The organism is Sphingobium sp. WCS2017Hpa-17, assembly GCF_031843765.1.
Taxonomy (GTDB): domain Bacteria; phylum Pseudomonadota; class Alphaproteobacteria; order Sphingomonadales; family Sphingomonadaceae; genus Sphingobium.
Genome location: NZ_JAVTIV010000005.1, coordinates 144,324 through 159,204, shown reverse-complemented (window position 1 = coordinate 159,204; position 14,881 = coordinate 144,324). Strand labels below are relative to the sequence as shown.

The following is a 14,881-nucleotide window of genomic DNA, read 5'->3' as shown; positions in this document are numbered from 1 at the left end:
CGCCGGGGTCAGTTGCTGGTCTGGAGCCGGACGAAGGCGGCCGATACGCCCTCGCCCCGTTGCGCGGCCAGCCGGGCACGCAGCCGGGTCAGGAACTGCCGTTCCGTGCCGTTCACCACCTCGTCATCGCCGAACAGCGGCTTGGCCGACGCCAGCGCGACGATCATTTCCGGGCCGAAGGGCGGCGCGACCTGATAGCGCTGCGCCGTCTGGGACAGGCCGATGGTGACGCGGCGCACGCCCTTGCGATCCGGCTCGGGATGGCCGCGATGCAGTTCCACCGCGCTGCCGTCTGCCTGAAGATAGATGATGCTGAGATAAGGCCGCGCCGCGCTGGTCGTCGCACTGACGCCGAAAATGTCATTCTCGCGCATCGTCACCGGATCGCCGTCCCGCTCCTTGCCATCCTGCGTCAGCACGCTGATCGCGGTGCCTTCGCGTCCCAGCGGCGCGGCCAGCGTCAGCGCCGCCTCGCATTGTGGCCAGGGCAAATGGCGTACCGCGAAGCTGCGGCTAGGATCGGCCTTGGTCGATGCCTCGCGCAGCGCGGCGATCGCATTCATGTCGCCGGAAAAGCCGGTCACGCTGCCGCCTTGCACCGACACTGCGCCGCACGGCATGGCCGCCATCTGTTCGGCGAAGACCTGCGCGTCGCTGCGCGGCGACGGGGGCGGCGTGCCGGGCGCGGCCGGCACGACCGGCGCTTCCAGCGAATAGGCCTCGCCGGTCAGTCGCTTGAACGTGTCATAGCCGATCCAGGCATAGCCCTTGTCGCCCCAGCCCGGTCCCCAGCTGTTCATGATGCGCAACGCCTGCCGGTCCTCGTCATAGCCGACGATCGCCATGGCATGATAGCCGGCCTTGTCCGGCCTGTCGGCGCGGGCATAGATGCCATCACCCCTAAACGCTTTGAAATCGGCCGCGGCGGGCATGGCGAAGATCACCGGTGCGCCCCGTGCCAGCGCGCCTTTCACATCGTCCAGCACGATCGGCGTGCGCCAGTCGTCCTTCACCTCGCGATCGACCGCACGCCAGTCGAGCAGGCGGAAATCGCCCGCCTTCGTCTTCAGTGCATCGGGTGCGGGGATGGCGCATTTGGTCATGTCGTCGGGGAAGTCGGCCAGGCTGACCGCCCCTTCATTCTTCAACAGGGTCAGCGCCTGGACGATGGTGATGGACCCGGTGCAGGGTGACCCCGCCGGGCGCAGCCGGTTATAGACATAGGCCGGGCTCATCTGCTCGGCCGGCTCGTCCGGTTGCACATTCTTGTCGCGGAAATTGAGGAAGGTGCGCGCGGCATAGGTGGTCGCCCAGGCGACGCAATTGGGCTGCGGCCCTTGCGATCCGGGCGGCGGATAGGCGTTGGACAGGTCGACCTGCTTGGGCAGATAGGCGCGGAACCGCCCCTGTTTGGGCAGTTTGGCATAATCTTCGGGGGAAACGGGCTCGGCGCCGGTCATGAACGGACTGTCGTCGGCCTGCTGCGCCGAAAGCCCCGCACCCGAAAGCGCCAGCAAGGCCGGCGCTCCCCAACTCACGAGACGGCGTGTCATCACCCGTTCCTCCCCCGATATGTTTTTAGAAGCGATAACCGATGGTCAGCGTCACCGCGTCGAAATCGAAATCATGCGAGAAGCTGCTGACGCCGCGCGTGTAGATGAGGCCGATGCGCAGCTGCTCGGCGCGGCTCTTCTGCTCCACCTCGCGGGTGCGGATGCCGACGCTCAGCGCGGCTTCATGCACATTTTCATAGGCTTGCGGATCGCCGGCCAGTTTGGTCCAGGTGTAGCTGGCGCGCAGCGACCCCTGCCGCCCGCCGAACATCCGCCCCTTGAACGGCAGTTGGTAGGCGACGCCGTTGCGGAACGACCAGACATCTTCCTTGAAATAGAAGAAGGGCTTCTTGCCGATGCCGGTATCGGTGGTGGTGGACCAGCCGACCATGTTGCCGATGGTCAGGTCGCCACGGCCGACCTGTGCGATCTTGTAGCGGCTGGTGGCGGACAGGGTCAGCACTTCGCTGCTGGCACCGAAATAGCCGTCATTGTTCGACACGCCAAATGCAACGCGCGGGGTGATCAGCCAGTTGGGCTGGACCGGCAGTTCGACACCGGCCGACAGGGTACCCAGCACCGCCGTGTCGCCCTTGTTCACATGCAGGACGTTCAGGATCGGATCGACCAGCACGCGGGCGCGGCTGCCCTCGAACGGACGGAAGGCCTTCTGGTAGCGCAGTTCGTAGCGCTGGCCTTCGGCGCCGGCGCCGCCCCAATAAGTAAAGGCACCGCCGATCGTGTCGGCATCGCCCTCCATGTCGAAACCGGGCGTGTCCAGATTTTCGTCATAGTCGAGGTCGTTCAGATTGAGCGCGGTCGTGACCGCTGTATGTTGCAGGCTGTTCGGGCTGCCGATGCTCGCATAATAAGGCGAAGCGAAGGCCGTGCCCGGCACCAGGACCGCCACCGCGGCCGCGATCATAAACTTGTTCATGGATATTACCCCTCATCATGCGCCGGCAGTCCCACCTGCCGGTGCAAACCCTCATTCAACCCCGGATCAGGACGATCCCCCGATTTCGTCCTGATCCAGATCGCGCACCACGCGCAATCCTGCATCCTGCCGGCGCTTGCCCGGCGGTACGGTAAAGCGGTTGGCCGATCGCAGCGCATCGGGCGCGCTCTCGAACGACCCGCCCCGCATGATTCGCCCCTTGCAGCTCGTATCGGTGCAGCCCGCCGTCCATTCCCACATATTGCCCTGCATCTGATTGAGGCCGAAGGCATTGGCGGGATAGCTGTTCACCGCCTCAGGATAACCGCGATAGGGCGCGGTTTCTGAGCCATGATAGCGGGCGGTATGATCATAATTGGCCATGGACGGGCCGATATCGTCGCCCCAGGGAAAGGCCGTGGGCGCACCGGCGCGGCTGGCATATTCCCATTCCTGCTCGCTCGGCAGGCGATAGGCGCGGCCCGACTGGACCGTCAGCCAGGCGAGGAAGGCCTGCGCATCCTCATAGCTGATGTCGCTCGCCGGGATCAGCGGATTGGGATTTTCCTTCGACCAGTTGCCCAGCTTCGGGCAGGCATTGTCGCGCACGCAGCCATTCCATTCGGCAATCGTCACTTCATAGACGCCGATCGCGAAGGGCCGGTCGATCTTCACATCGGCCTGCGACATCTCGTCGCCGCTACGCCCCGGTTCGGAGGGCGGCGATCCAAACGGCGTGATCCCGGCCGGAATCGCGCGCATCCACGGGCAGCTGGCGCAATCGTAGAAACGATCACTCGCCGCCCGGTCGCAACTGATGAAGCAGGGTGGCGCACCCTGAAGCCCATAGTCGAAGGTCGGTTTCTGGAAATTCTTGGCAGATGACAAAGCGACGCGGTCCGACACGCGCTTCAGCGCATCGGCGATATTCTGCTGCGGCCGGCGAATTTCCTCGGCCAATATCCGGGAAAAAATGCCATCGTCGAACGCAACCTGATCGGCGCTGGTGGAAAAGGCGACCAGATAGCCCTGATCCGGCCGGATCGCGGCGGCGGGCGCGCGTACCATGCGGCGCAGCCCCTTGCTGCCAGCCAGTTCGCCCACCGCGCTGGCCTCCGTCCCGGTTTCGGCGGCGATCATCTGGGTCAGGGAGGGCGGCGGCGCGGGCAGCACGTTACGGCACATGTCCAGCACGATCAGCACCGTCTTCGCGCCCGATCCCAGCAGATTGTGGGTCAGCGCCGCGCGCGTCATCGTCGCGCTTTCGGGTGTCAGGTCGCGGCCGGCATCGACCGGCAGCAGCATGACGTCGCCATAGCTGCCCAGGGCCGCGCCATGGCCGGAAAAATAGAGCGTGCCGAACGCCTTGGGCCCGGCGGCGGTCAGCTTCGCGCGGAAATCGGCGATGGCCTGACTCATGGCTTCGCGGGTCAGGTCGCGGCGCACCTGCACCGGCCCGGTGCCGCTGGCATCGATGAAACCGGTCGCATTGAGCGCGGTCGCGATCTTGTCGCCATCGCTATAAGTGGAACCCAGTCTGTCGAACGACTGGTAAGCGCCGTTGACGATCACCAGCGCCAGCCGTGGTTCCTCTGCTGCGCGCACCGGCCCCGCCAGCGTCAGCATCAGCGTTCCGAGCAGAACCGCCAGCGCGCGGAGCCGGTCGCGCCTACCCCCCGGCAGAACGGGTGTCATCGCGCGGCCTTGCGCGGCGCGAACTCGACCTGGGTCACGACCTGATCGACGGCGTCGACATGCAGCACGGCATCATAGCGGCGCGCGGCCTTATAGGGTTCGGCCGGGCCGCCGCCGAACAGCTTGGCGAAGAAGCCGCCAAAGCCGCGCCCCTTCTGACAATAGGGCGCGACGCTGACGGTGCCGCCGCTCTGCTTGACCTCGTTCAGCCATGCGCCGAGCGGCAGCGGCGCCTCATGATCCGCCGCATAGGGCGTATCCATGTCGACCACCACGGTCCGGCTGCGCCGCAGCTTGCCCTTGAGCGCATGATCGAAGCCGGCGCCGTCGCCGAAGCGGAGGGCCGGTTTTGTCACCGGCCGGTCGCAGCTTTTGAGGACAGGGAGCGCCGCCGCCTGCTTGCCCGGATCGGCCGCCGGTGCAGGCGCGACCGCATGGGCGGGCGGCTGTTGCACTTGTTGCTCATTTGCAACGACTTTGGAGTCCGGCTGTTCCGGCGGCAAAATTCGTACGCCACGGCCCGTCGCGCCGCTTGCCGGTGCCTGATCCGACGGTGGAACGGTCACATCCTGCGCCAGGCCGTTCGTTACGCTTCCGGAAAAAAATAGAAGCGAAGCAATGCCTATAGTGCAACGCAACACGGTCATATGCCCGCTCCGAGTCATGATATAGTTATTGCCCCGATTACTTATCCATGATTATGAGTGTAGGGGTTTCAAGGCAACAAAAAAGCGCGGGGGATTCCTAATGTCGGTGGGGCGACGTGGATTCTGGGCAACAATATTGGCCGGATTTGTCACACTAATAACCCATCCGGGTTATGCCCATGCCGAGACGCGCGCGCTGCTGGTCGGGGCATGGCAATTTAAATCCAGTCTTATCATGGATCTGGTCGGGCCGGAAAATGATCTGGCGGCGATGGAGACGCTGATCCGGGGGCAGGGGGCCAGCGACGTCACGGTCCTGCGCAATGACGGCGTCAGCCGCACGACCGTGGAAACCGCTCTGCATGCGCTGGGCCTGCGGTCGAAGCCGGGCGACTGGATATTCCTCTATTATACCGGCCATGGCGCGCTGGCGGAGGCGGCGGTTAAGGGAACGCGCGACGGCGATACCGACCAGTTCCTGCCACTGCCGGGCTTCGATCCCGATGTGAAGGATGCCGAACGCTTCATCGTCGACAAGGATTTTTACACATGGCTGTCCCTGTACGTGCCGCGCGGCGTGCAGGTGCTGATGATGGCCGACACCTGCCATTCGGGCACGCTGCATCGCTCGGTCGATCCGCGCGCCATGGGCATGACGCCGCGCCTCACGCTGGGCGCCCGCAATGTCGAACTGGGCGCCCGGCCCGCGCCGCGCTTCGCCTCGGTACTGGCGACCGGTGATGGGGCGGGGGCCAGCGCCACCCGCGACGATCTGCCCAACCTCTTCTACATCGCCGCCGCGCGCGATGACCAGATTGCGTGGGAAAATGCGCTGCCGGTGGAGGGCGCGCCGACTCGCGGCTTCCTCACCTGGTCGTTCGAGCAGGGCGTCACCACCTCCCGCCCCGACGGCAAGGGCATGGCCGCCGATCAGGATGGCGACGGCACGCTCTCGATCGGCGAACTCGGCGCCTATCTCAATGTGCAGGTGCGGGTGCTCAGCGGCCAGCGGCAGGAAAGCAATATCGTCATCCCGCCGGGGCGGGAGCGGCAGGGCCTGTTCGCCACCGCGCCGCCGCCGCCAGCGCCCCCCGCGCCGCCGCCCTTGCCCGGCCTCTATGTCGCGGACCTCAAGGCGCGTGCCAGCGTCAGCGGCGATCATCCCTGGCGCATCCTGACCGACGGGCAGGGCGCCGACTTCGTCTGGGACGCGCGTGCGCAGGCGATGTTGCGGCGGACCGGCGATATCGTCGCGCAGAATGTGAAGACGCCGGCGCAGGTGCGCGGCGTGATCGACGCATGGGGGGCGCTGGAGGCGCTGCGCCCGCTCCTGTCGGAACGCAGCGCCCGGCTGATGGTCGGTCCGCTCGACAATGGCGCGCGCTATCCGTCCGGCGCGCCGGTGACGCTGGCGCTGGCCCAGACGCAGGACGTCGCGCCCGGTCCGCGTTACGCGACCGTGTTCAACATCGCCTCGGATGGTACGATCCAGCGGCTTTTCCCCGTCGCCGCCTCGGACGGCGATGGCGCGCTGGCCGCCGGCCAGTCGCTCCCCGTCCTCGAAAGCCAGGTCATTCCGCCCTTCGGCGCCGATCATGTCGTCGCGCTGGTCACGCCGCAGCCGCCACAGGATTTCCGCCTGCTGCTACGGACAGTGGAGAATCAGCGCGCCGCCGCCCGGCTGATTGAACCGATTCGCGCGCTGCTGATAAAAGCCGGAGGGCAGGCCAGCCTGTCGATCGGCGAACTCTATACCGGCAACTGACCCGCCATGTCGCCGCCCGCGTGCCTAATTGCTCAGGACCACGGTCCGGCTTCTGGCGGTGCTGCGATTGCCGATGTCGACGCGATATTGCCCCGACGCGCGCGGCGTGACCGCGCAGACCGGGGCATAATCCTTATTGTCGTCCAGGCAGATCTGCTTGCCCGACGTATCGAGCAGGCGGATATACATATTGGTGCCGATGTCACCGATCGCGCCGATGCGCAGCGGCTCTCCCCCCTTGGCGGTGACGGTGAAGCGATAGGCGTTGCGCGGATCGACATCCAGCACCCGCCGCACCAGCCCCTTGCCGAAGGCGGAGGCGACCACGCCGCGCCCGGACGATTGCGCCATGCGGATTTGCAACAGCACATTCTGGTCGTCGCGCGCCAGCGCCTTGGCCTCGGTGAACAGCGCTTCGGGCGAGAAGGGCGCATCGCCCTGCGCCTTTTCCTCGCTGATCGGCACTTGTTGCAGCATCCGCGCGGCGGTCAGCATCGCATAGGGATCGCGCTCACGCCGGGCGAAGTCGGCCACCTGCCGCGCGGCGATCGCCTGCGCGAAGGGATCGGCCGGCGCGGCGGGCGGCGCTGTCGAGACAGGCGTGGGGGCGGGCACCTGCTCCTGCGCTGCCACCGGGCCGCTCATGGCCATCATCGCTCCCGCGATCAGGAATCCGCGCACCATGTCCAACCCCCTCGGTAAGATTTTCTCCGCCCCTGTGGATACTGCCGCGGCGGTCGGAAAGCCAGTGCTTGCGGGCGGTGCGGAACTGGCCGGCTATGCCCATAAACAGCTTTCGGCGCTCGTCGGCGGCGCGGGCAATGGCCGCTATGCCGCCTTCATCAGCTACAGCCATGCCGACATGAAAGTGGCCCGCTGGCTACACCGGGCAATCGAAAATTACCGCGTGCCCAAATCGCTGGTCGGGACGCAGGGCGATCGCGGGCCGATCCCGGCGCGGCTGCGCCCGATCTTTCGGGACGAGGATGAACTGGCCGGCGCGGCTGAATTGGGGCCAAAGCTGCAAGCTGCGCTGGCCCGGTCCGATGCGCTCATCGTCATATGCTCGCCCAATGCCGCCCGATCGCATTGGGTCGATCAGGAAATCCGCTCCTTCAAGCGCCTGAATCCGGATGCGCCGGTCTTCGCGCTGATCGCTGCCGGCGTCCCCGGTGACGGGGGGCAGGCTTGTTTTCCCGCGCCCCTGCTGTTCGCGCTCGACGCGGCGGGCGAACTGGATCGCAGCCAACCACTCGAACCGCTCGCGCCCGACCTGCAAAAAAATGAACGCAATATCGTCAAGCTGAAGCTGATCGCCGGGCTGCTCGGCGCGCCCTATGCGGCGCTCTATCGTCGTGACCAGCGCCGCAGCCGGCGAATCGCCGCAGCCCTCTCGGCTGTCGCCTTCCTGCTCATCGTCACCCTGTCGGGCCTGTCGATCGCGGCCTTCTCCTATGCCCGCATGGCTGTGCAGCAGCGCAACGCGGCGCAGGCCGCGCGCAAGCTGGCGGAGGAGAATGCCGACAAGGCGGAACGGCGCGCCTGGCTGGCGCAGGTCGCGGCGCAGGAGGTGCGGCGGCTCGCGGTCGAGGGTGAAAACTGCCCCCGGCCCTGACCGCCGCCTGCTTTCAATCCCGCCAGCTTGGGTCGATCCGGTCGATTCGCCGCAGCATCGTCTGGAAATCCGGCACGCCCGGCCCGACCGGCAATTGCACCGCGCTCAGGTCGCGCTGATGCACGGCGATCACTTCGGCCGGAATATCGACCGGCGTGCCCGCCGCGCCGGCCGCCACCTGAATCTCGCAGGCGCGTTGCAGCAGCCAGTGGGTAAGGAAGGCCTCGGGCAGACTACCGGCCATCACCAAAGTCCCATGGTTGCGCAGCAGCATCACCCGCCGCGCGCCCAGATTGGCGATCAACCGCTCGCCCTCCTCCGGCCGAATCGTGACGCCCTCAAAATCATGATAGGCGATTCGGCCGATGAAGGCCGCAGCGTAGAAACTGATCGGCCGCAGTCCTTCGGCGCAGGCGCTGACCGCCATGCCCGCCGTCGTATGGGTATGGATGATGCAATGGGCGTCGGATAAATGCCGATGGAATACGCTATGCTGGGTGAAGCCGGCGCGATTGACGGGGTAGGGGCTGCCATCCAGCACATGCCCGTCAATGTCGATCTTCACCAGGTTCGACGCCGTCACCTCATCATAGCCCAGGCCGAAAGGATTGATCAGAAAAGCGCCGTCTTCGCCCGGTACGCGCAGGGTGATGTGGTTGTAGATCAGTTCCGACCAGCCCATATGGTCGAAGATGCGGTAGCAGGCGGCGAGTTGCTGGCGCGCCTCCCATTCGGCGGCGGACATGTCTGGGCGTTTGGCAGCGGTGGCCATGGGCATCCTCCTGTATCTTTATCGCACCACTATCGCTCTGGCCGTTCGGAATGTCGAGTTTTGGCCCTTTGGGGTTGAATTTGCATGGGCCTGCTGGTAGGGCGCCGCCCACATGGCGTGGGGTGACCCGCGACGACTCACTGGCTTTGCTATTCGGTCGGCCCGTCGGGATGGACAGACAAGTCCCGGCGAACCGCCCGTTTTCGATTGGAGATTGACGGACTTATGCAGATCATCGTTCGCGACAACAATGTCGACCAGGCTCTTCGCGCGCTCAAGAAGAAGCTGCAGCGTGAAGGCGTGTATCGCGAAATGAAGCTGCGTCGCCACTACGAAAAGCCGTCGGAAAAGCGCGCCCGTGAAAAGGCTGCTGCGGTTCGCCGCGCGCGCAAGATGGAGCGCAAGCGCGCCGAGCGCGACGGCGCGAAGTAAGCGCCGTTCGGGGCGGTTCATACGCCGCCCCGCTCTCTTGAAGCTGCTTTCCTGCCCATAATTGCGAGCTAACGCCCATGTCCACGACGGCCGTTCCCCTTCGTCCTATCGCCAAGGGGTCGCTCACGCGTCTCTGGATCGGCGTCGCCGCCGTTGCGCTGGCCGCAGGCGGCCTCGCATGGGCGGGGCAGCAGGGCGTCGAGCCTTCGCCGGCCGCGTTTCTGACGCAGAACAGCCATGCCGACGGCGTCGTGACCACCGAATCAGGCCTTCAGTATAAGGTTCTTTCGGAAGGCACCGGCGCCAGCCCGACCACCGCCGACGTGGCGCTGGTGGGTTATAAGGGCACGCTGCTCGACGGCACGGTGTTCGACGAGAATCCGCAGGCGCCGATGCCGATCGACGGCGTCGTGCCCGGCTTCTCGGAAGGCCTGCAAAAGATGAAGAAGGGCGGCAAGTACCGCCTGTGGATTCCGCCGCAGCTTGGCTATGGCGATCAGGCCGCCGGCCCGATCCCGGCCGGTTCGGTGCTGGTGTTCGACGTCACGCTGCACGACTATAAGTCGAAGGCGGAACTGATGCAGCTCCAGCAGCAGATGCAGCAGCAGCAGGGTGGGATGCCGCAGGGCGCCGTACCGCCCGCTGGTCACTGAGCCGGGCAAGCATCTTCGCGTGAAGAAGGGGCCGTTTCGCGGCCCCTTTTTTCATGCCCGAATCGGGCCTTGAGTCAGGCATGCCCCTGACAGACCGAATCGTCACCCATGGTGCCGAAAGCCAGCGCATCGGCGCTGCCGATCTTCTCTTCCCCGCTGAACAGCTTGTCGAGCCGGACCTTGATGTCGCGCCGATATTCGGCCGTGGCGACGGAGCGCGGCGCGGATACTTCGATGTCGCAGGCGATCGCGCCCTTGATCCGCTCGACCGCGCCGTCATCCAGCACACCCGCGCGGCGCAGTTCCAGACAGAGCTGTAACAACCCGACGGCGGTCGCCTGCGCGCGCATCCCGACATTGGTCAGGTCGAAATGCAGCTTCTTCTGTTTGTCCAATGGCATGGTCATCGTCATTTCCTCTCCAGCGCCGGTCTTTGAACCTGTTACTAGACCAATGACCGGCCTGCCGCTGTGGTTCCCCCATCCTGTCCTACAGGCGGGCAAATAGCTATAAGGAAGGCTACCGATCGCGGTGCGACAGAAAATGTCCAACTTCGGTTCGAACATGTCGGAACGAACGGGAAATGCGCGAAGTTAAGCGTCCTTCGCTCCACCAGTACCGGTCTGAATCAGCCCCTTCTTTCCGGCCAGCGCCTTGGACCGTTCCTCCAGATAGACCTTGATCATCGCCACGATCGGATCGGCCAGGAACAGTCCCATGATGCCGAACAGCGCGCCGAACAATATCTGCGCGCCCAGCACCAGCGCTGGGGCCAGATCGGTGGCGCGTTTGGCCACCATCGGCACGATCAGATAACCGTCGACGATCTGCACCGCCATATAGACGCCAAAGGCATAGAGGCCGGTATCCGTACCTCCGGAAAAGCCGACGATGATGATGAGCGCGCCCGATATGATCGACCCGATATTGGGCAGGAAGGCGAACAGGCCGGTCAATATGCCCAGCAACCCCGCCATCGGCACGCCGCCGGCCCATAGCAGCAGCCATGTGCCTACGCCCTCCACCGCCATGCCGATCAGCCGCCCGAACATCAGCCGGCGCAGCGTCCAGCCCATCTTGTCGGCGATGGCGTAGAAATGCGCGCGCTTCTCCATCGGCAGCATCCAGGCGACGCCGCGCTCATAGAGCTTCGGTTCCACCGCGATGAAGATCGCCAGCACCAGCATCATGACGCCGCTGGTAATCGCGCCGACCGCCGTGCCGACCGCCGCCGTCACCCGGCCCATGCTGCTCATCGCCTGACTGGCCAGGCTTTTCAGGTCATCCGGCGTGGTGGAAATGCCCAGTTGCTGCATCCAGCCGCCGATGCGGGCGACCTGTCCCTCCACAATGCCGCGCATCGCCTGCGCCTGCGCCGCCAGGCTCGATCCGGTCAGGTAGAAAGTATAGGCCATGAAGGCGACCGCGCCGAGCAGCACGATGGTCAACCGCCATCCACGCGAGATCGGCAGGATGCGGCCCAGCAATCGCGTGCCGCCATCCATCATCGTCGCCAGCACCAATGCGCCCATGATCAGCATCAGCGGCTGCGCCAGCAGCACGACCAGCGCCACCGCGATGGCCAGCGCGAACCAGACGCCGGCCCGCTTCAATTCATGGCTGACTAACGGGCTGCGGGCTTCGCTGGGGCCGGGCAATTCGACATGATGCTCGTGCGCGTCGCTCAAAACCCGGTGCCCCTTCTGCGATTATTCCGGGACTGTAACGCTCTTTGGCCGCAGGCTGTTCCCGGCCCGGCCGCTGCGAAAGGCATGCAGCCAGGTCATCGGATTCCAGGTCGAATCGCCGTCCAGACTGAAGGTGATGAACTCCGCCCGGCCACCGATCGCCTCGAACGGCACCGGCCCGCCCAGGCCATTTTCCTCCAGCGGGGCGCGACTGTCCGCGCTGTTGTCGCGATTGTCACCCATCAGGAAGACATGGTCGGGCTGCACCCGCACCGGCCCATACCAGTCGAGCGCGCTCGGCCCCATGTCGATCGTGATGTAGGTCTTGCCATTGGGCAGGATTTCCTGCCGCACCGGCAGTTCGCAATATTCCTTGCCATTCTTGTCCGTCACCAGCGCGCCGGGGAATTGCAGCGGCGGGCAGGGGGCGTTACCGTCGACGGCCAGCCGCATGGGCTTGAGCATCTTCTGCTTCACCGCCACGCCGTTCAGAATCACCTGCCCACCGCGCACTTCGATGATGTCGCCGGGCAGGCCGATCACCCGCTTGATATAATCCTCGCGCCGGTTCTGGGGGGATACGATGACGATATCGCCCCGTTCCGGCAGCCGCCCCAGTACACGCCCCTTCAGGAAGGGCAGCGGGTGGAAGCTGGGCGAGACATAGGACCAGCCATAGGGGAATTTGCTCACCACCAGCCGGTCGCCGGTCAGCAGCACCGGCATCATTGATTCGCTGGGGATGTAGAAGGGCTTGGCGACGAAACTGTGGAAGGCCAGCACCGCCAGAATCAACAGGACGATGCTTTTCAACTCGTGCAGCCAGTTGACCGCCGGGGCCTTGCCCTCCTGCGGCATGTCGGGAGCGGGCTGGTCTTCTGGCAGGTCGATGGCCGTCACGGGCTGGCTTTCGCTTGGGGGAGTATCGCTCACAGGGGGAGCGCTTCGATGATGACGAAGGCTTGCGCCCATGGATGATCGTCGGTGAGCGTCAGGTGAATGACCGGTTTATGCCCCGCCGGTACCATGGATTCCAGCCGCTTGAGCGCCCCGCCGGTCAGCGCCAGCGTCGGCGCGCCCGATGGCGCGTTGACGACGCCGATATCCTTCATGAACACCCCGGCCTTGAAGCCGGTGCCGACGGCTTTGGAAAAAGCCTCCTTGGCCGCGAAGCGCTTGGCCAGCGTGCCGGCCTTAGTGAAGGGCCGGCGCTCCGCCTTGGCCTGCTCCACCGGCGTAAAGACGCGTTGCACGAACCGCTCACCAAAGCGATCGAGCGAATTCTGGATGCGCTCGATATTGCAGAGGTCGGAACCGAGGCCGATGATCACTTCCGGGTTTCGTCCTCTTGCGGAATGGTTGCCAATACGAGTTTGAAAATAAGCTGGCAAAGCAGATATACTAGCCCGCAAAAGAGGGCGATCCACAAAGGATCTATGACATTCGACCAATCGAATGGCCGATTTTCAGATACATCGTCCCAGATATTCAGGCCGAAAATAACCGCCACAAAAAATGGGACGGTTTTGAAGAACCGAGATGCCGATCGTTGTTGCCTACGAACAAAGTCGGCTCGTTTGCTCACCGCGCCAGATCCATCTGCCGCCGCATTTCGCGGATCGCGCCTTCCAGCCCGCCGAAGATCGCCTCGCCGATCAGGAAATGGCCGATATTGAGTTCGGCAATCTGCGGGATCGCCGCGATCGGCGCGACATTGTCGAAGGTCAGGCCGTGGCCGGCATGCGGCTCGATCCCGTTCTTGGCCGCCAGCGCGGCGGCGTCGGCGATCCGGCGCAACTCGGTCGCGCGCGCTTCGCCGGTCAGATGCGCATAGGCCCCGGTATGGAATTCCACCACCGGTGCGCCCAGCCTGATCGCCGCGTCGATCTGCGCGGCATCCGCCTCGATGAACAGGCTGACGCGAATCCCCGCATCATTCAGTTGCCCGACGATCGGCATCAGCGTGTCCAGATGTCCCGCCGCGTCGAGGCCACCCTCGGTCGTGCGTTCCTCGCGCTTTTCCGGCACGATGCAGGCGGCATGCGGCTTGTGGCGCAGCGCGATGGCCAGCATCTCGTCCGTCGCCGCCATCTCCAGATTGAGCGGCACGTCCAGCGCCGCCATCAGCATCGCGATATCTTCATCGCGGATATGGCGGCGATCCTCGCGCAGATGCGCCGTGATGCCATCCGCTCCGGCCTTCACCGCCAGCAGCGCGGCCTTGACCGGATCGGGATGCTCGCCCCCCCGCGCGTTGCGGATGGTCGCCACATGGTCGATATTGACGCCAAGGCGCAAGGGGGTGGTCATCTGTCTTACTGCTTCCGGCTGCCGGGCTTGATCGCCGGCACCGCCGCCAGTTCCGGCGGGATGGCATCGGCGTCATAGACCGGGAAATTGATGGAGACGAGCGGGTAGAAGGGGACGCCCAGATCCACTTCGCCGGCCGACCGGTCGACCAGCGCGACTTCGGCGACGACGATGCCGCCTTCCGCCTCGACCGCTTCGATCGCCTGTCGCGACGACAGGCCGGTGGTGACCACGTCCTCGACCATCAGCACCTTCTGCCCCGGCGTGATCGCGAAACCGCGACGCAGTTCGAACGTGCCTTCGGGCCGCTCCAGAAACACCGCGTCCTTGTCGAGCGCGCGGCCGACTTCATGGCCGATGATGAGGCCCCCCATGGCCGGCGACACGACCAGGTCGATCTCCTGCCGCAATTCGCGCGGCAACTGCTGCACGGTGGCGCGGGCCAGCTTGCCGGCGCGTTCGGCGTTCATCAGCACGCGGGCGCATTGCAGGTAATTGGCGCTGCGACGGCCCGACGACAGGATGAAATGTCCTTCGAGCAGCGCCCCCGCTGCCCGGAATTCCGCCAATACTTCCTCGTCTGTCATGCCGTCCTAAATCCATGTCGTGCGACCCGGTGCCCTGCGGTCCGGTCGGTCTTTTCCTCGCATGGCGCGCGCGCTGGCACGCCATGATCGCGCCCCTGTGCGCGGAGCCTGCCGAATAGGCGGCCAAGGGAAGCGTTGCAACAGCGAAGAAAATCTGCTCCGTCATGCTTGAGGCAGGGGAAAACCATGCCTATAAGCCGCGGCAGAACCGAAACGGGCGAGGACTA

16 protein-coding genes are annotated in these 14,881 nt (G+C 65.2%); 4 read left to right on the top strand and 12 right to left on the bottom strand.

Annotation, left to right across the window (positions count from 1 at the left end):
• Positions 1-8: 8 nt before the first annotated feature.
• From RQH62_RS10670 to RQH62_RS10655, 4 genes are all read right to left on the bottom strand, one after another.
• Complete coding sequence (locus RQH62_RS10670; protein ID WP_311268732.1) at positions 9-1,553, bottom strand: C1 family peptidase; 1,545 nt, start codon at positions 1,551-1,553, stop codon at positions 9-11.
• A gap of 25 nt (positions 1,554-1,578) precedes the next feature.
• Entirely contained in the window at positions 1,579-2,490 is a 912-nt protein-coding gene (locus RQH62_RS10665; RefSeq protein ID WP_311268731.1) for a hypothetical protein, read from the bottom strand.
• Positions 2,491-2,556: 66 nt separating this feature from the next.
• Positions 2,557-4,185, bottom strand: coding sequence for an SUMF1/EgtB/PvdO family nonheme iron enzyme (locus RQH62_RS10660; protein WP_311268730.1), 1,629 nt, complete (start codon positions 4,183-4,185; stop codon positions 2,557-2,559).
• Complete coding sequence (locus RQH62_RS10655) at positions 4,182-4,640, bottom strand: hypothetical protein (RefSeq protein ID WP_311268729.1); 459 nt, start codon at positions 4,638-4,640, stop codon at positions 4,182-4,184. Before RQH62_RS10655 ends, RQH62_RS10660 begins: the two co-directional genes overlap by 4 nt.
• Before the next feature lie 328 nt (positions 4,641-4,968).
• Here RQH62_RS10655 and RQH62_RS10650 point away from each other — a divergent pair, with 328 nt between their 5' ends.
• On the top strand, positions 4,969-6,597 hold the full coding sequence (locus tag RQH62_RS10650) for a caspase family protein (RefSeq protein WP_311268728.1): 1,629 nt from the start codon (positions 4,969-4,971) through the stop codon (positions 6,595-6,597).
• 24 nt (positions 6,598-6,621) lie between these two features.
• Here RQH62_RS10650 and RQH62_RS10645 read toward each other — a convergent pair whose 3' ends face one another.
• On the bottom strand, positions 6,622-7,281 hold the full coding sequence (locus RQH62_RS10645) for a hypothetical protein (RefSeq protein WP_311268727.1): 660 nt from the start codon (positions 7,279-7,281) through the stop codon (positions 6,622-6,624).
• Here RQH62_RS10645 and RQH62_RS10640 point away from each other — a divergent pair.
• Positions 7,280-8,212, top strand: a complete 933-nt coding sequence (locus tag RQH62_RS10640) for a toll/interleukin-1 receptor domain-containing protein (protein ID WP_311268726.1) — start codon at positions 7,280-7,282, stop codon at positions 8,210-8,212. The genes RQH62_RS10645 and RQH62_RS10640 overlap by 2 nt on opposite strands.
• 13 nt (positions 8,213-8,225) lie before the next feature.
• Here the strand turns inward: RQH62_RS10640 and RQH62_RS10635 are convergent, their stop codons facing one another.
• Positions 8,226-8,984 (bottom strand): class II aldolase/adducin family protein, encoded by a 759-nt coding sequence (locus tag RQH62_RS10635; RefSeq protein ID WP_311268725.1) that lies wholly within the window; start codon positions 8,982-8,984, stop codon positions 8,226-8,228.
• 225 nt (positions 8,985-9,209) lie between these two features.
• Between RQH62_RS10635 and rpsU the strand changes: the two genes are divergently transcribed.
• Entirely contained in the window at positions 9,210-9,416 is a 207-nt protein-coding gene (gene rpsU, locus RQH62_RS10630) for a 30S ribosomal protein S21 (RefSeq protein WP_056686590.1), read from the top strand.
• 77 nt (positions 9,417-9,493) lie between these two features.
• Complete coding sequence (locus tag RQH62_RS10625) at positions 9,494-10,069, top strand: FKBP-type peptidyl-prolyl cis-trans isomerase (protein WP_311268724.1); 576 nt, start codon at positions 9,494-9,496, stop codon at positions 10,067-10,069.
• A gap of 74 nt (positions 10,070-10,143) precedes the next feature.
• Here RQH62_RS10625 and RQH62_RS10620 read toward each other — a convergent pair whose 3' ends face one another.
• The 6 genes from RQH62_RS10620 to pyrE form a co-directional block, all read right to left on the bottom strand.
• Positions 10,144-10,476, bottom strand: a complete 333-nt coding sequence (locus RQH62_RS10620; RefSeq protein ID WP_311268723.1) for a hypothetical protein — start codon at positions 10,474-10,476, stop codon at positions 10,144-10,146.
• 186 nt (positions 10,477-10,662) lie between these two features.
• Positions 10,663-11,757, bottom strand: coding sequence for an AI-2E family transporter (locus RQH62_RS10615; RefSeq protein WP_311268722.1), 1,095 nt, complete (start codon positions 11,755-11,757; stop codon positions 10,663-10,665).
• Between the two features lie 21 nt (positions 11,758-11,778).
• Positions 11,779-12,657 carry a signal peptidase I gene (lepB, locus tag RQH62_RS10610; protein WP_405053539.1) on the bottom strand — a complete coding sequence of 293 codons (879 nt, stop codon included), beginning with the start codon at positions 12,655-12,657 and terminating at the stop codon, positions 11,779-11,781.
• Between the two features lie 29 nt (positions 12,658-12,686).
• On the bottom strand, positions 12,687-13,088 hold the full coding sequence (gene acpS / locus RQH62_RS10605) for a holo-ACP synthase (RefSeq protein WP_093086118.1): 402 nt from the start codon (positions 13,086-13,088) through the stop codon (positions 12,687-12,689).
• 250 nt (positions 13,089-13,338) lie between these two features.
• Positions 13,339-14,067 (bottom strand): pyridoxine 5'-phosphate synthase, encoded by a 729-nt coding sequence (locus RQH62_RS10600; RefSeq protein ID WP_311268721.1) that lies wholly within the window; start codon positions 14,065-14,067, stop codon positions 13,339-13,341.
• A gap of 5 nt (positions 14,068-14,072) precedes the next feature.
• Positions 14,073-14,654, bottom strand: a complete 582-nt coding sequence (pyrE, locus tag RQH62_RS10595; RefSeq protein ID WP_311268720.1) for an orotate phosphoribosyltransferase — start codon at positions 14,652-14,654, stop codon at positions 14,073-14,075.
• Between the last annotated feature and the right edge of the window lie 227 nt (positions 14,655-14,881).